This is a genomic window from Stenotrophomonas sp. 28608_Sma (genome assembly GCF_056486185.1).
This window is the reverse complement of the sequence record NZ_CM151308.1, coordinates 717,654-733,520: the sequence shown is the minus strand read 5'-3', so window position 1 is coordinate 733,520 and position 15,867 is coordinate 717,654. Positions and strand designations below refer to the sequence as shown.

Below are 15,867 nucleotides of genomic sequence, written 5' to 3'. Positions count from 1 at the left end.
CGGCCGAACAGAACCGCCAGCGCGGTCAGCGCTGCGCGTTCAACCGGGTGCCGGCGGCGCCGAGGCCGCGCGCGCCCAACGCAGCCACGCCAGATGCCCTGCCATCACCAACAGCGGCGGGCCGAACCCGAAGAAGGCCAGGGTCGAGATCTCCCCGCGCTTGAAGGTGAAGTACAGCGTGGCGGCGACCACGCCCAGCGCGGCCAGGCTTCCCAGCGCCAGGCCTATCCAGGCGACAACCGGCGATTGGCGCAGGCCGGTAACACCGCGCCACAGGAACAGGCCGCTCAGCCACAACCACGACAGCAGGCCGATGATCCCGGCCGACGACCACAGCAGCAGGATCCTGTACTCGTCACCGGTCAGGTACTTGCCATCCCATACGACCATCAGACCCAGCACGGCACCCGTGCCTCCGGCGGCCACCGTGGGCAGGCCCACCAATAGGCCGGCAATGGCCATCCAGCGTTTGTGCAGACGCTCATCCATGCGTTCGGTTTCCTTCCCTGGGCCGCATCATCCGCAGCGTTTGATCCACACCAGCATCGCAGCCGGCACCAGCATCGACGGGCCCAGCAGCAACAAGCCGAGGCCTTCGCCGTGCACGGCGATGCCCCACCACAGCGCCAGCCCCAGCGGGGGCAAGGCGGCGAGACCGCCCGCCAGCAGCATCCACCACCAGAGGCGGTGCACGTGCAGCCCGGCACGCCCCTGCAACAGAAAACCCGCGCTCAGCCACAACCAGGCCAGGCAGCCGGCAATGCCGGCCAGGCCCCACAGCGGCATCACCGTTACCGAGACCAGCGTGCCATGACCAAACTGGCCCAGCCCCATCAGCAACAGCATCGTCGCCGCCGCGCCGCCCATCGCCAGGCTGGGCAGGCCGAACAGCACCGCCAGCGCGGCGTAGAGGTACTTGAGGTGGCGCTCATCCATGCGCGGTTGCTCCGATACCGGGGTCAGAGCCCTTCCCTGCGGGAAGGGATCCGACCCCTGCTTCGATCCGGGCTTCGGGGTCGGAGCCCTTCCCGGCGGGAAGGGATCCGACCCCTGCTGCGATCAGCCGTAGACCGGGTACTTGCGGCACTGCGCGCTGACGGCGTCGCGCACGCGGGCGATGACGGCGTCATCGTTCGGTGCGTCGAGCACGTCGGCGATCCAGTTGGCCAGGTCCACGCAATCCTGTTCGACGTAACCACGGGTGGTCACCGCCGGGGTGCCCAGGCGCAGGCCCGAGGTCACGAACGGCGAACGCGGATCGTTCGGCACCGAGTTCTTGTTGACGGTGATGTGGGCCTTGCCCAGCGCGGCTTCCGCGTCCTTGCCGGACACGTCCTTGCCGATCATGTCGACCAGCATCAGGTGGTTCTGGGTGCCGCCGGAGACGATCTTGTAGCCGCGCGCGATCAGCGTGTTGGCCATCGCCTGGGCGTTCTTCACCACCTGCTGCTGGTAGGCCTTGAAGCCCGGTTCCAGCGCTTCCTTGAAGGCCACGGCCTTGCCGGCGATGACGTGCATCAGCGGACCGCCCTGGATGCCCGGGAACACGATCGACTGCAGCTTCTTGACCAGGTCTTCGTCGGCGCCCTTGGCGACGATGATGCCGCCACGCGGGCCGCGCAGGGTCTTGTGGGTGGTCGAGGTGACCACGTGCGCGTGTTCCAGCGGGCTGGGATAGACGCCAGCAGCAACCAGGCCGGCGACGTGGGCCATGTCGACGAACAGGTAGGCACCGACCTTGTCGGCGATGGCGCGGAAGCGCGCCCAGTCGATCACCTGCGAGTAGGCCGAGAAGCCGGCCACGACCATCTTCGGCTTGTGCTCCAGGGCCAGGCGCTCGACTTCGTCGTAATCGATCAGGCCCTGGTCGTTCACACCATACTGCACGGCGTTGAACAGCTTGCCCGAGGCGTTGACCTTGGCACCGTGGGTGAGGTGGCCGCCGTGGGCCAGGCTCATGCCGAGGATGGTGTCACCCGGCTGCAGCAGGGCGAAGTACACGGCCTGGTTGGCCTGCGAGCCGCTGTGCGGCTGCACGTTGGCGTAGTCGGCGCCGAACAGCTGCTTCAAGCGGTCGATCGCCAGCTGCTCGGCGATGTCCACGTATTCGCAGCCACCGTAGTAGCGCTTGCCCGGGTAGCCTTCGGCGTACTTGTTGGTCAGCTGGCTGCCCTGCGCTTCCATCACCGCCGGGCTGGTGTAGTTCTCGCTGGCGATCAGCTCGACGTGGTCTTCCTGGCGCTGGGTTTCAGCGGCGATGGCCTTGGCCAGTTCGGGATCGTAGGATTCGATGCGGACGTCACGCGGGAACATCGGGTACTCCAGCAGGCAGGGAAAAGGGGGTACGGCTCAGCCCCCGATTGTAGCCCCGCACCGGGCCTGCCGGGGCCGAAACGGACGGGGCCGGCATCCCCGAAGGAATCCGGCCCCGTATGGTTTCGAGTGGCGTTGCGGGGGCAGAGCCCTTTGCGCTGCAAAGGGATCCGACCCCGACTGCGATCCTCAGCGGCTGCTGAGCACGTACTGGGCGATCACACCGGTGGCGATGGCCACCAGCAGCATGTTGCCGCGGTCATCGCGGATCCAGTGGTGGCCATATGGCGGGCGACGCAGGTGATAGCGCGGGTAGTCGTTCACCACATAGACCGGGCCACGGTAGTAGTCGCGGTAGCGATGGCCGACCTTCCAGCCGTAGCCCGGGCCATAGGCCGGGCGGTACACCACACGCGGCGGTGCCGGGCGGTAGTAGCGGTCATGGTCGCGGTGCCACTCGCGGCGATCCTGGCGGTAGTCGCGCCGGGCCTCGCGGCGGTCGCGTTCCCAGTCACGACGGTCCTGGCGCCATTCGCGGCGGTCCTCGCGCCACTCGCGGCGGTCGTGGTCGCGGCGGTGGTCGTTGTCGGCGAAGGCCGGGGCCACGGCGCCGGCCATTACTCGATTGATGCGCATGTCAGACCTCTGCTCGGGTGGGTGGTGAGCCCATATTGCGCACCCGATCTGAACCGTTTCCGGCTGGAAACGCTTCCCGCTACAGGACTGTGACCGGGTATTCAGGCCGCGGCCAGCCCGGCGCCCCTGCCCGGGCGCGGCCCGGAACCGGTTCCGGCTATAATTGGCGGTATTCCATTTCAGTCTGTGCCCGCTGCCGCAACGGGATGTTCCCGTGACGGGTCGGGCGCAGGGCCGCGCCTACGGAGACCGCATGTCCTCGCAATACATCTACACCATGAACCGCGTGTCCAAGGTGGTCCCGCCCAAGCGGCAGATCATCAAGGACATCTCGCTGTCCTTCTTCCCGGGCGCGAAGATCGGCCTGCTGGGCCTGAACGGCGCCGGCAAGTCCACCGTGCTGAAGATCATGGCCGGCGTGGACACCGATTTCGAGGGCGAAGCCCGCCCGCAGCCGGGCATCAAGGTCGGCTACCTGGCGCAGGAACCGGAACTGGACCCGACCAAGACCGTGCGTGAAGCGGTCGAGGAAGGCGTGGGCGAAGTGCTGCAGGCCCAGGCCGCGCTGGACGCGGTGTACCTGGCCTACGCCGAGGAAGGCGCCGACTTCGACGCGCTGGCCAAGGAACAGGAGCGCCTGGAGGCGATCCTGGCCGCTGGCGACGCGCACACCCTGGAGAACCAGCTGGACGTGGCCGCCGATGCGCTGCGCCTGCCGCCGTGGGATGCCGTGGTCGGCAAGCTGTCCGGTGGTGAAAAGCGCCGCGTGGCGCTGTGCCGCCTGCTGCTGCAGAAGCCGGACATGCTACTGCTCGACGAACCGACCAACCACCTCGACGCCGAGTCGGTGGAATGGCTGGAACAGTTCCTGGCGCGCTACACCGGCACCGTGGTGGCGGTCACCCACGATCGCTACTTCCTGGACAACGCCGCCGAGTGGATCCTGGAACTGGACCGCGGCCGCGGCATTCCGTGGAAGGGCAACTACACCGACTGGCTGACCCAGAAGGATGAGCGCCTGAAGCAGGAAGACAACCAGGAAAAGGCTCGCCAGAAGGCGATCCAGAAGGAACTGGAGTGGTCGCGCCAGAACGCCAAGGGCGGCCGCACCAAGGGCAAGGCCCGTCTGGCCCGCCTGGAAGAGCTGCAGTCGGTCGATTACCAGAAGCGCAACGAGACCAATGAAATCTTCATTCCGCCGGGCGAGCGCCTGGGCAATGCGGTGATGGAGTTCAAGAACGTCTCCAAGAAGTTCGGCGACCGCCTGCTGTTCGACAACCTGAGCTTCCTGGTGCCGGCCGGCGCCATCGTCGGCATCATCGGCCCGAACGGTGCCGGTAAGTCGACCCTGTTCAAGATGATCACCGGCCAGGAAAAGCCGGATACCGGCGAGATCGTGGTCGGCCCGACCGTGAAGCTGTCCTACGTGGACCAGAGCCGCGACGCGCTGGAAGGCAACCACAACGTCTTCCAGGAAATCGCTGGCGGCCTGGACATCCTCAACATCAACGGCATCGAGATCCAGTCGCGCGCCTACATCGGCCGCTTCAACTTCAAGGGCCAGGACCAGCAGAAGATGGTTGGTTCGCTGTCCGGTGGTGAGCGTGGCCGCCTGCACATGGCCAAGACCCTGCTGCAGGGTGGCAACGTGCTGCTGCTCGACGAACCGTCCAACGATCTGGACATCGAAACCCTGCGTGCGCTGGAAGATGCGCTGCTGGAGTTCCCGGGCAACACCTTCGTCATTTCGCATGACCGCTGGTTCCTGGATCGCATCGCGACCCACATCCTGGCGTTCGAAGGCGACTCGCACGTGGAGTTCTTCCAGGGCAACTACCGCGAGTACGAAGAAGACAAGCGCCGCCGCATGGGCGACGACGCTGCGCCGAAGCGCCTGCGCTTCAAGGCGCTGAAGTAAGGCAACAGGAAAGGCCGCGCTCGCGCGGCCTTTCTCCTTCTGTGGGTCGCCCGCTTGCTGGCGACACCTTCGCGAGAAGCCCCATGTCCCTGTTCGAGCGCCTGTTCCAGCTGCAGCAGCACGGCACCACCGTGCGCACCGAGCTGCTGGCCGGTGTCACCACCTTCCTGACGATGTCCTACATCGTCTTCGTCAATCCCGAGATCCTTGGCACCACCGGCATGGATGCGGGCGCGGTGTTCGTGGCCACCTGCCTGGCTGCTGCACTGGGTTCGGCGGTGATGGCGCTGGCCGCCAACTTCCCGGTCGGCATGGCGCCCGGCATGGGCCTGAACGCGTTCTTCGCCTTCACCGTGGTCGGCGCTGCCGGCCTGCCGTGGCAGCAGGCACTGGGCGCGGTGTTCATCTCCGGCCTGGTGTTCCTGGTGCTGTCGCTGACCGGTGTGCGTGCATGGCTGGTGTCGGGCATTCCTTCGTCGCTGCGCTCGGCCATCGTGGCCGGCATCGGCCTGTTCCTGGCGATCATCGCGCTGCAGAAGTCCGGCGTGATCGTCGGCAATGAAGACACGCTGGTGGCGCTGGGCCCGTTGAACACGGCGCCGCCGCTGCTGGCGCTGGCCGGCTTTCTGCTGATCGCGGTACTGGAAGCGCGCCGCATCCGTGGCGCGATCCTGATCGGCATCCTGGCCGTGACCGGCGCTGGTTGGGCATTGGGCGACGTGCAGTACCAGGGTCTGGTCTCGCTGCCGCCGAGCCTGGCACCCACCTTCCTGCAGCTGGACCTGCCGGGCCTGCTGCACCATGACGGCGGTGCGCCGATCGCGGTGCTGCTGCAGGTGGTGCTGGTGTTCGTGCTGGTGGAAGTGTTCGATGCCACCGGCACGCTGTACGGCGTGGTCGGTCGCGCCGGCCTGCTGAAACTTCCAGGCGCGCAGAAGCGCTTCGGCCGTGCGCTGCTGGCCGACAGCACCGCGATCGTGGCCGGCTCGATGCTCGGTACCAGCAGTACCACCGCGTTTGCCGAAAGCGCCTCGGGCGTGCAGGTAGGTGGCCGTACCGGCCTGACAGCACTGGTGGTATCGGCACTGTTCCTGGCCGCGCTGCTGTTCTCGCCGCTGGCGGCGATGGTGCCCAGCTATGCCACCGCACCGGCGTTGCTGTTCGTGGCCGGGCTGATGCTGCGTGAGCTGGTGGAAGTGGACTGGAGCGACCTGACCGAATCGGTGCCGGCGGCACTGTGTGCGCTGGCGATGCCGTTCACCTACTCCATCGCCAATGGCCTGGCGTTCGGCTTCATCGCCTATGCCGCGCTGAAGGCCGGTACCGGCCGCTGGCGCGAAGTGCATCCGGCGGTGTGGCTGGTGGCGGTGCTGTTCACCCTGCGCTACGCGTTGGAATAAGCGGTAGGTGATGCCGGCCAGCGGCCGGCACTACCGGAGCACGCTTCGGCCAGCGGCCGGCGCTACCGGGCGCTGGTTCACCTGCCGCGCACGGTGCTTTGGGATGATGCGGGCATGCCACCGCCAGTCCTTCCTGCTGATCCGTCCTCGCCGTTGCGCCGCCGGCTGCTGCGTGCGGCAGTGCTGGCGCCATTGGCCGGTACGCTCGCCACCCTGCCCGGCTGCTCGCTGCCGGTGCAGGTGGATGGCACCTTCCTGCAGCCCTGGCGCAGCCACCTGCAGTGGGGCCTGGCCGACTGGCAGCGATCCTTGAAGCTTGCACGTACGCTGGGCTGCAGGCAGCTGGTGCTGCAATGGACCGGCATCGTCGGTGGCAGTGACGGCGACTGGTCATTGCCCGACGGCAGCCTGCAGCAGCTGTTCACCGCTGCCAGCGAGAACGACATCCGCATCCGCGTCGGCCTGCCCTTCCAGCAGCGCTGGTGGCAGGCCATCGGCGCAGACGACGCAACGCTGCAGGCCTTCCTGGCCGAGAGCCTGGCGCACGCACGCAGCTGGTTGGCACAGGCACCCTGGGCGCAGCAGCCGGCCTTCGGGGGCTGGTACCTGCCCTACGAGCTGGAGCAGTACCACTGGGCCGATCCGGCCCGCCAGCAATGGCTGGCGCAGTGGCTGCACGGGCTGGTGCAGGCCGCCAGCGCACGCGGTGGCGACTGCGCGATGTCCTGCTACTTCAGCCGCCTGCAGACCGATGGCAACTTGGTCACGCTGTGGCAGGCGGTGTTGGCACAGACCGCGCTGCGGCCAATGGTGCAGGACGGCGTGGGGGTGGCCGGCGCCGGCAACGTGCAGCAGCTGCAACCGCTGCTCGATCATCTCCATGCCAACGGCATCGGTTTCGATGCGATCGTTGAACTGTTCCGCGAACTGCCCGGCGGCCCCGCCGACGGCAGCGGATTCAAGGGCGAAACGGCCGATGCCGCACGCATCCAGCGGCAGTTGGCATGGGCACGCGACAGCGGCGCACAGCACGTGCTGGTCTATGCATTGGAGCCATGGCTGACCCAGGACACACCGCAGGCCGCAGCGCTGCGGCGACGCTGGGGCCTTCCTCAGTAGTAGAGGATGGCGGTGGCGAACAGGCCCTTGGCACGCTGCGTATCACCACCGCCGATCGCGATGCGGTACTGCACGGTCAGGTCCAGGTAGGAACGCGGCGTGTTGTAGTGGTCCTCCCGGAACCAGTAACGCACGCCCACGCCTGGCCCTGCGCCAAGTGACCAGCTGCGCTGCGTATCGTTGAGCGCGAACGACTGCGCCGGGAACGGCGGATAACGGATGTCACGCACGCGCGAGCGCTGGTCCAGCCAATCGGCGCCAACCACGACATAGGGTGTCACCACCCAGTGCGTCTGCCCGGCACCGAAACGGAAGCTGCGCCCGGCACGCAGTTCACCGGCAGCGAACCACTGTTCGCGATGCAGGCGGCCATTGGCCTCGCCAAGGCGCCGCACCGGCGTGCCGTTGGCATCGAGCGCGTCGAGGGTGAAGGTGGCACCGTTGTCGTCCCAGGTATATCCCCCCTGCGCATAGCCACTGACCATCCACCACTGGTTCACATCGGTGCGCAGATCAGTGCCGTGGTAATAGCCGTAGGTCAGGTAGGACATCCATCCACCGGAACCGCTGGCCAAGCGGTAGCGCGCCAGCGTGCTGGCTTCCAGTGGCCGGTTCAGGGCCAGCTGCAGGCGGCACTGCACCGCTGCCGATGCGGGGTAGACCTCGCCCTGGCGGGTGGCACTGCCCAGGAACTGGCGGCGCTCGATGCCGGCGCTCAAACCGGTCTGGCCAAAGGCGTAGCGCAGGCCGAAAGAGGCGATGGTGGACGGCCAGCCGGTGGTCGAGCGCGAATGACTGAGGCGCTCGGCGCGTGCACGCGCATCCGGCGTTGATTCGCCGGTGCACGGATCCACCGCACGGATCGATTCATAGGTGCCGCCTTCGTCGTACAGCGTATTGAGCAGGCGTGCGTAGAGCTCCAGCGTGCCATGCTGGTCATTGAACGCTGGTGGCCGCCAGAACGCCTCCAGCGTGCTGAACACCGAATCGCCCGGCGTGCTGATCGCCGCACCGCCGACATTGGTTGCGGCCTGGCGCGCACCCCGGAAACCCGCCGAGGCGACCACGCCCCACTCGCGTGAATAGTTGGCGATGGCATTGCGCACGTTGTAGCGCTGATGCTCATCCAGCGGCAGCTCACCGACGTCGGCGCGATCAATGGCGCTACGCAGCAGCGTCACCGCCTGTGGATGATCGCCGTTGGCCGCACTCGCGTACGCCTGGTCCAGCACCACGCTCTTCGGCGCCTTGCCGGTGGCCTCGGCGGCACGGAAGTCGGCCAGTGCCTGTGCCGGATCCCTGGCCTTCTGGTTGAGGTAGCCGCGCTGCATCAGTGCTCCTGCGTCATCAGGGTGCTGTGCCAGCGCCGTATCCAGCCGCCGCCGCGCTTCGTCCTGCTGGGCACGGTTGCCCGCTGCCAGCGTGGTGGTCAGCAGGCCTTGCAGGTTCGCGTCGTCCGGTGCGTGCTGCACGGCCTGCCGTGCCTCATCGATGGCGTCAGCGTAGTCCCGCCGCGCATAGGCAGCGTAGGCGCGCTGTGCGGCACCGCCATCCCCCTGCAGGTCGGCCGGCATCAGCTCGCAGACATTGCCTGTGTCGCCGGACTGGCAGTGCTGGACCGGTGCCGGGTAGGCCTCGGCGCTGATGCGGGGAAGCGCGCGACTGGAGCGAATCGCCTTGGCGCGCTGCTCGATGCCCTGCTGCAACAGCAGCTGTGCCCGTGCGTCTCTCTCATCTGCTGGCACTGGCGCCTGCAACGGTGCCAGCAGTGCAGCCGCACGCACCCGATCGCCGGCAGCCAGTGCCGCATCCACCGCGAGCAGGCGCACGTTGCGCTGCTGCGCGGTTGATCCCGGCGTGGCAAGCGCGGCGTCGAAATCTTCATTGGCCCGCAACGTGCTGCCCTGGCGCTGGCGCAGGTAACCGCGCATGACCCGTGCATTGAGGTCGTTGGCATCTACCTGCAATGCCTGATCAGCACTGTGCTCAGCGTCGGCCAGCTGATCGCCCTGCAGCTGCGCGGTGATCAATAGCAGCCGGTATGAAGCCACGTCGGGGGCCAGTTCCACGGCAGCGTGTGCCTGCTCAATGGCGGCGGCATCCTCGCCTGCGGACAGCGATTGATAGGCCTGCTGGGCCTGCAGCAGGGCGCGTTGGCGACCCAGTGCCACGCGGCGCGCGCGCAGTTCCTCGACGTTGGGTGCCCCCAGCTGCAGCGCGGTGCCGATGGCGGCGTCGGCCTGTTCGGGCTGTTGCTGTGCCTCCAGTGCCGCCACCCACAGCAGGGCCCATGCGCTCTGTTTCGGCTGCTGCCGGAACGCCTGCTCGGCCTTGCTGGCCGCCTCTCCCATCCGCCCGGCGTCATAGGCCGCGTACGCCTCGGTGGCCAGCGCGTAGGCCTGCTGCCTGCTGCGGTCTGCGGCGCTGCCGACCGGACGCGATGGGGATGTCGTGCGCGCACCTTCGCCTCCGGTTGCCGCGCTACGTGCAGCGGTGGCAGCCGCCAGCGCCGGCAAGGCGGGATCCTTCAACCCCGCATCCAGCGCACGCCGCGCCTGCTGCTGCGCTTCTGCGCCACGCCCGAGCTTCTGCAGCGCATAGATCTGCAGCAGGCGCAGCCGCACCACATCCGGGCGCAGCCGGATCGCTTCAGTGGACTGCTGGTACGCCGCTCGGTAGTCACCACGCTCATAGGCGGCAAACGCCTGTTCGGCGATACGGTAGGCAGCTCCAGACAATGGCAGCTGCGCATCGGCCTGGGCCTGTACCGATACGCTGGCCGTGGCCAACGCGACGGCAATGACGGTGGACAGCAGCGTGGTCTTCATGCCGGCAAGGCTCCGGGAGGCGGTGACTGCAGCGCGGCCGCACGTCGACGCTGCTCCTGCATGGCCTGGGCCACGGCCTCCTCGGTGGTGATGCCCTGCTTGACCAGGTAATCGCCGATGCGGCCGTCGCGCTGCGGCATGTAGTCATCCAGTGCGATCTCGAAGCGCGCGTGGTCGATCAGGCGCATCTCCACCAGCAGGTCGCCCAGCAGCGGCACGTTGTCCAGGTGCCACTGCCGGTCGCCACCGATCAGGCGCAGGCCCGCGTTGATTTCGCTTTCGCGGGCGATGCTCTGTTCGACGTGCTCACTGCGGGTTTCCTGCTTCAGCAGTGCCAACGCCTCTTCGGGCAATGGGCTGGCCACGGCCAGCCGCAGGGTGCCTTGCTGGCGCGGTGGCAGCGGCAGCATGCGCCATTGCACACATGCATCGGCACTGACCGGGAACTGGCAGGCGCGCAGGTAGTCCACGTCGATGACCGCGCGTGGCAGGTCGCCCTGGAAGGCGATCGCCTCGGCCAGCGTTTCATCATCCAGCCAGCCCTGGGTGAGCAGGATGCGACCCAGCGGCTGCTGGCGCCCTGCCTGCTGCTGATCCAGCGCCTGCTGCAGGCGTTCGGGTTCCACCGCCTGCCAGGTGGTCAACAGCTCACCGAGCTGCTTGCGGGTCTGCACCAGCTGCGCCGCATCCGGGAAGTCGTGCATGGTCTTGTCCCAGACCATGCGCTTGCCGAACAGCAGGTAGGCCAGGAACACCTTCCACGCGCGTGCGGTGGCCATGAAATTGATCATGTTGCCGACCACCATGCGCGGGATCGACATCAGCGCGTGTTCCCAGCCATACAGCCGGTTGACGAAGTAGAAGCGCTGCACGACGCGGGTCGCCAGCGCCGCCGTGGTCAGCAGCGCCACGTTCATCTGCCAGGTACCGGCCTGGAACACGCTGGGAAACTGCATCGTCCACAGCCCGGTCATTTTCAGCAGCCAGAACAGCAGCAGCTGCAGGAAGATGAGGTAGGCGATGATGCTGACGAACGAGGTGATGATGCCCTTGCGGTCGCGCGCCAGCAGGTACTTGGTGGCCAGCGAGCCGCGCCAGCCCAGCGACTCCCAGCTCTGCAGCCCGATGCCCAGCACCCACCGCGCCTTCTGCCGGTACGACGCGCGGAAGTTGTCGGGGAAGTACTCGCGCACGCACAGCGCCATCTGCTGGGTGCGCTCGCGCACCGGTCCCCAACCGAACCAGGACGGGCGGCGCACGCGGAACTGCACCGGGAAGCGCGCGAAGATCGACTGCATGCCCATCGCCGCCAGCCGCGCACCGACGTCGTAGTCCTCGGTGAGGCTGTCGGTGTTGAAGGGCTGGTTGTCGGTCTGCGCGCTCAGCGCCAGCAGCGCGCGCCGCGAGAAGCAGGTACCGACGCCCGCCGACGGCACCATGCCGGAAACACTTTCGCGCACCACCAGATCCTTGGCATGCCATTCGGCGAACTCGTCCATGTAGACGCCGGCCACCAGTTCGTACCACTCGCGGTCCAGCGAGGTGACCGGCAACTGGATCATGTCCTTGCGCGGCAGCAGGTAGTTGTAGAAGCGCAGTTCCATCGGGTGCAGCACGTCCTCGCTGTCGTGCAGGATCACCCCGGCGAACTCGATGTCGTGGCGTTTCTCGTAATCGAAGATGGCCAGGATCAGCCAGTTCAGGCAGTCGGCCTTGCTGGTCGGCCCGTCATGCGGCACTTCCACGCGGCGCAGGCGCTTGTAGCGGCGGCGCATGCGCTCCACTTCGTCGATGGTCTGCTGGTCGTTGGGATAGGTGCCGACGAACACCACGTACTCGCGGTAGTCGAGCACGTTGATCATGTTCTCCACCATCTGCGCGATGACGTCGTAATCCATCCACGCCGGCACCATGATCGCCAGCGGCTGTTGCGGCCGCTGCAGCAGGTCTTCCTGGCTCAGTGGCCGGTACGCCGCGCGACGCTTGATGGTGAGCGCCCGCCAGCTCTCGCGCACCCAGTACCAGACATCGATGAACAGGTCATCGAGGCTGGAGATCAGGATCAGCACGGCCACCGCCGCCGCCGTGGTTTCCAGGGCAGCGTAGTAGTTGGCCAGCTGGATGTTCCAGAACAGACCGTCCACGGTGGATCAGTGCCCTGTGTTGGCGGACTTGCGGCGGCGCACCTGGGTGACGCGGGCGGCCAGCAGCGCGAACACGATCACGCCGACCAGCAGCAGCAACCAGATCATGTGCCGTTCCCACTTCGATTGCGGATTGCCATCCTGGGCAACGCGACTCCCGTAAGGATCCTGGCGGTCGAACTCGCGCACGGCATCACTGCCGTCGAGCACGGCGAGATCACCGCGCAGCAGCCGGAACGGTGCGCCGAATGACGGTGCCTGTGCGCCCAGGTCGCTGTACAGCACGCCGAGCTGGCCGCCGGAGGTGCCGACCTGCACCACCGCGGCGCGGTCCAGGCCGCTGACATCCAGCAGCGGCTGCGGCTTCCCGCCGATCAGCAGATGACCGTCCTTCAGGCCGGCCACATCGACACCCGATGGCGCCACACCGAATGCCAGCCACGGTACGCCCGGGCTGACCGCCGCACCGGCATCGACCACCTTCAGTTCCGACGCCTCCGGCGAGGCACCCACTGCACTGGCCACCGCAATCACCTTGCGCAGCGATGCCGGTGCATCCTGCAGCCACGTGGCCGGCACGAACACCTGGTTGCCGCGCGACAGCTGACTGCTGGCGCCGACGAAATCACTGCCCAGCGACCGCTTGGCCAGGGTCAGGTGGCTGCTGGGCAGGATCGAGACCGGATAGGCGGTGGCCGGATCGTGGCAATAAGGTCGTGCCGGCTGGCGCAGGAAGCTGACGCGGATCTCGTTGCGCGCCGACAGCGCGTAGGCCGGCACCTTGGCCACCAGCCGTTGCGGCTGGCCATTGGCCGACAGCACCTTGCCGCCCAGCAGGTAATCGTTGAAATGGATCGTGGCCACCGCGCCCTGCCCGGCGGCGTTGGGCGCCGCCGAGACATCGATCACCACTTCCTCGGGCAGGCGCCCATCGGCCGACAGCACGCCGAGGTCGAAGGTGGCACTGCGGTCCGCGCGGGTGACCACATCCATCGTGCCGGCGATGTTGCCGAGCCGGCTCAGCAGCACCTGGTCTCCGTCCAGCTTCGGTGTTCCCGCCGCGCTGACCTGCAGGCTGCGGCCCAACGCGTAGCTGCGCCACTGTTCGGCGAACAACCCGGCGACCTTGCCCGCCGCCGCCGGGTCGACCACCAGCGTCGGACGGCCAGCAACGGCGACCACGCTGACCGATGCGTTGGCCGTGGGCTTTTCCAGGCCACCCATATCGGTACCGCGCCACGCGGCGAAGGCAGCGCCCGCATCGGCACCCGTAGCCGCAACCTGTACGGCCAGCGCGTCCAGTGCCGCGCGTACGCCGGCCCGCAGCGCATCACTGCCGATCATCACGTCAGCGGCCAAGGGCCCGCTGTCACGCAGCGACAGCAGCGCGCCAACTTCGGCCAGATCCTTGATCACATGCGCACGCTCGCCCGTCGCCAGCGCAGCGTAGGCCGGCACGCCCTGCAGGCTGGCCGGGATGCTGATGCCGGTCAGGTCGACACTGTCACCGACCTTGGGTAGCGCCACCACCTGCACCTGCTTGCCACCGCCCTGCAACGCGGTACCGACGCGCCAGGCGGCGTCGTAGGCGGGCGCCTGCAGCGCCTTGCCATCCACCAGCAGGCGCACCTGCGGTGGCAGCGCGCCCCAGGCCTTGGCCACGGTGTCCACGGCCCGGCCATCGAAGCGGTAGCTGAAACGCGAGTCCGGCGACAGCCGCAACACGTTGGCCGGCGCGCTCTGGTCGGCACATTGGTAGTCGGAGACGATCGACCACCAGCCGACGCCGACCCGCACGAAGCCGTTCTGGCGAGGTTCGCCATCGATGGCCAGCAGCTGGCTGGCGTCGCCCTGCGCGTCGGTAATCGAGCGCGCGGCGATCGGATCGCCATCGACCGACCACAGGCCCGAGGTGCGCCCGGCGTGACCGCGCACATAACGCCCATCCAGCTGCAGCTGCGCATCGCGGGTGGCGACGCCGGCCGGCACCGGCAGGTAGACCTCGCGCTGGCTCTCCTGCCCGCTCAGCACCAGCGGTTGGCGGAAACCAAGTTCGCGCAGGGTCATCTGCCGGTTCACCGTGCTGTCGCCGCTCCATTCGGCGAACTGGCCGGCGACGTTGTCGGCGGCATGGGCAGTGCCGACCACGCCCGACAGGACGAACGCGGCGGCGGAAACAAACAGGGCAGAGCGGCCGGTCTGGGTCATGGCGTCACTTCATGCGGATGGGGGTGGGCGGCACCGCCGCTGCGGAGACCGGGCGAGAATTCGGGAAGCGGCGTGCCGCGCAGGGCAGCGACGATGCGGGCGCTGGCGCGGCCGTCCCCGTAGGGGCTGGCATCAGGATCGAAGCGGGTCGGCTGCGGTGGCTGGGCCAGTGCCGCATTGACCCCCTCGACGATGCGCGAGGGCGTGGTGCCGACCAGCGTCACCACTCCGGCCTCGACCGCCTCCGGGCGTTCGGTGACGTCGCGCATGACCAGCACTGGCTTGGCCAGCGCAGGCGCTTCTTCCTGCACGCCACCGGAGTCGGTGAGGATGACGTCCGCACGCTGCATCAGGCGCACGAAGCGCAGGTAATCCTGCGGTGGCACCAGGTGCACGTTGTCGAGATGGCCGAGGTGGGCGTTGACCGGTCCCTGCACGTTCGGGTTGAGGTGCACCGGGTACAGCACCTGCAGGTCCGGCCGCCGCGCCAGCTCAGCCAGCGCACGGCAGATGTCCTCGAAGCCCTGGCCGAAGCTCTCGCGGCGATGGCCGGTGACCAGCAGCAGGCGACGATCGGGGTCAAGCATGTGGAAGGGTTCGTCAGCCCGCGCACGCAGCGCCGGGTCGGCATCCAGCCGCTCTACGGTCTGCTGCAGGGCATCGATGACGGTATTGCCGGTGACCAGGATCTGCCCGCCCAGGTGTTCACCGGCCAGGTTGGCGCGCGAGCTGGGCGTGGGCGCGTACAGCTGGTGGCCGACCACATCGATCACCCGCCGGTTCATTTCCTCCGGCCACGGCCGGTTGATGTCGCCGGTGCGCAGGCCGGCCTCGACGTGACCGATCGGAATGCGGTGGTGGAACGCGGCCAGTGCGGCGGTCATCGCCGTGGTGGTATCGCCGTGCACCAGTACCCGGTCCGGGCGAACCTGCGTGTAGAGCGCGTCAAGCCGTTCGAACAGCTTGGAACACAGGCCATTGAGGGTCTGGTTAGGCACCATGACATCGAGGTCATGGTCGGCGGTGATCGCGAACAGCGACATCACCTGGTCCAGCATCGCCCGGTGCTGGCCGGTGATGCAGACCACCGATTCGATGTCCGCAGCCTCCGCCAAGGCCCTTACCAGCGGCCCCATCTTGATCGCTTCCGGTCGCGTGCCGAACACCGACAGGACCTTCATCGCAGCGCTCCGAAAGGCCGGCGCGAGGGAATGCCAGGAGCTGTAGCCACGTCTGGATCCTTTCGGCGTTCCCGTCCAACACCCGCAGGCAGGAGACGGTCACCTCATGAGGAAACTCCA

11 protein-coding genes are annotated in these 15,867 nt (G+C 67.7%); 3 read left to right on the top strand and 8 right to left on the bottom strand.

Going from position 1 to position 15,867, the window contains the following annotated elements:
• Window positions 1–39: 39 nt before the first annotated feature.
• The 4 genes from ACZLHH_RS03215 to ACZLHH_RS03200 all read right to left on the bottom strand — a co-directional run bounded on the left by ACZLHH_RS03215 (window position 40) and on the right by ACZLHH_RS03200 (window position 2,949).
• A complete protein-coding gene (locus ACZLHH_RS03215; RefSeq protein WP_049462848.1) occupies window positions 40–489 on the bottom strand; it encodes a hypothetical protein in 450 nt (149 codons plus the stop codon).
• 27 nt (window positions 490–516) lie between these two features.
• Window positions 517–936 (bottom strand): hypothetical protein, encoded by a 420-nt coding sequence (locus ACZLHH_RS03210; RefSeq protein ID WP_049462847.1) that lies wholly within the window; start codon window positions 934–936, stop codon window positions 517–519.
• 123 nt (window positions 937–1,059) lie between these two features.
• Window positions 1,060–2,313: a serine hydroxymethyltransferase gene (gene glyA / locus ACZLHH_RS03205; protein WP_010481990.1), complete on the bottom strand. Its 1,254-nt coding sequence runs from the start codon at window positions 2,311–2,313 to the stop codon at window positions 1,060–1,062.
• Window positions 2,314–2,502: 189 nt separating this feature from the next.
• The gene (locus ACZLHH_RS03200; RefSeq protein WP_049462846.1) at window positions 2,503–2,949 is read right to left on the bottom strand and encodes an RcnB family protein; all 447 of its coding nucleotides are present in this window, start codon (window positions 2,947–2,949) and stop codon (window positions 2,503–2,505) included.
• Between the two features lie 253 nt (window positions 2,950–3,202).
• Between ACZLHH_RS03200 and ettA the strand changes: the two genes are divergently transcribed.
• From ettA to ACZLHH_RS03185, 3 genes are all read left to right on the top strand, one after another.
• A complete protein-coding gene (gene ettA, locus ACZLHH_RS03195) occupies window positions 3,203–4,867 on the top strand; it encodes an energy-dependent translational throttle protein EttA (protein WP_005412220.1) in 1,665 nt (554 codons plus the stop codon).
• Between the two features lie 83 nt (window positions 4,868–4,950).
• Window positions 4,951–6,267: an NCS2 family permease gene (locus ACZLHH_RS03190; protein ID WP_005408048.1), complete on the top strand. Its 1,317-nt coding sequence runs from the start codon at window positions 4,951–4,953 to the stop codon at window positions 6,265–6,267.
• Window positions 6,268–6,381: 114 nt separating this feature from the next.
• Window positions 6,382–7,386, top strand: a complete 1,005-nt coding sequence (locus ACZLHH_RS03185; RefSeq protein WP_177179499.1) for a DUF4434 domain-containing protein — start codon at window positions 6,382–6,384, stop codon at window positions 7,384–7,386.
• Here the strand turns inward: ACZLHH_RS03185 and ACZLHH_RS03180 are convergent.
• The 4 genes from ACZLHH_RS03180 to wecB are packed head-to-tail and all read right to left on the bottom strand — an operon-like array spanning window position 7,380 to window position 15,747.
• Window positions 7,380–10,214 (bottom strand): NfrA family protein, encoded by a 2,835-nt coding sequence (locus ACZLHH_RS03180; protein WP_049462845.1) that lies wholly within the window; start codon window positions 10,212–10,214, stop codon window positions 7,380–7,382. The genes ACZLHH_RS03185 and ACZLHH_RS03180 overlap by 7 nt on opposite strands.
• Window positions 10,211–12,358: a glycosyl transferase family protein gene (locus tag ACZLHH_RS03175; protein WP_049462844.1), complete on the bottom strand. Its 2,148-nt coding sequence runs from the start codon at window positions 12,356–12,358 to the stop codon at window positions 10,211–10,213. Before ACZLHH_RS03175 ends, ACZLHH_RS03180 begins: the two co-directional genes overlap by 4 nt.
• Window positions 12,359–12,364: 6 nt before the next feature.
• Complete coding sequence (locus ACZLHH_RS03170) at window positions 12,365–14,566, bottom strand: membrane protein (RefSeq protein ID WP_049462843.1); 2,202 nt, start codon at window positions 14,564–14,566, stop codon at window positions 12,365–12,367.
• Complete coding sequence (wecB, locus tag ACZLHH_RS03165) at window positions 14,563–15,747, bottom strand: non-hydrolyzing UDP-N-acetylglucosamine 2-epimerase (protein ID WP_049462842.1); 1,185 nt, start codon at window positions 15,745–15,747, stop codon at window positions 14,563–14,565. Before wecB ends, ACZLHH_RS03170 begins: the two co-directional genes overlap by 4 nt.
• Between the last annotated feature and the right edge of the window lie 120 nt (window positions 15,748–15,867).

Excerpts from the sequence above, each read along its gene's own strand:
- ACZLHH_RS03200 (WP_049462846.1), bottom strand. The coding sequence starts at position 2,949 with ATGCGCATCAATCGAGTAATGGCCGGCGCCGTGGCCCCGGCCTTCGCC.
- glyA (WP_010481990.1), bottom strand. The coding sequence starts at position 2,313 with ATGTTCCCGCGTGACGTCCGCATCGAATCCTACGATCCCGAACTGGCC.
- ACZLHH_RS03215 (WP_049462848.1), bottom strand. The coding sequence starts at position 489 with ATGGATGAGCGTCTGCACAAACGCTGGATGGCCATTGCCGGCCTATTG.
- ACZLHH_RS03190 (WP_005408048.1), top strand. The coding sequence starts at position 4,951 with ATGTCCCTGTTCGAGCGCCTGTTCCAGCTGCAGCAGCACGGCACCACC.
- ettA (WP_005412220.1), top strand. The coding sequence starts at position 3,203 with ATGTCCTCGCAATACATCTACACCATGAACCGCGTGTCCAAGGTGGTC.
- wecB (WP_049462842.1), bottom strand. The coding sequence starts at position 15,747 with ATGAAGGTCCTGTCGGTGTTCGGCACGCGACCGGAAGCGATCAAGATG.
- ACZLHH_RS03180 (WP_049462845.1), bottom strand. The coding sequence starts at position 10,214 with ATGAAGACCACGCTGCTGTCCACCGTCATTGCCGTCGCGTTGGCCACG.
- ACZLHH_RS03210 (WP_049462847.1), bottom strand. The coding sequence starts at position 936 with ATGGATGAGCGCCACCTCAAGTACCTCTACGCCGCGCTGGCGGTGCTG.
- ACZLHH_RS03170 (WP_049462843.1), bottom strand. The coding sequence starts at position 14,566 with ATGACCCAGACCGGCCGCTCTGCCCTGTTTGTTTCCGCCGCCGCGTTC.
- ACZLHH_RS03185 (WP_177179499.1), top strand. The coding sequence starts at position 6,382 with ATGCCACCGCCAGTCCTTCCTGCTGATCCGTCCTCGCCGTTGCGCCGC.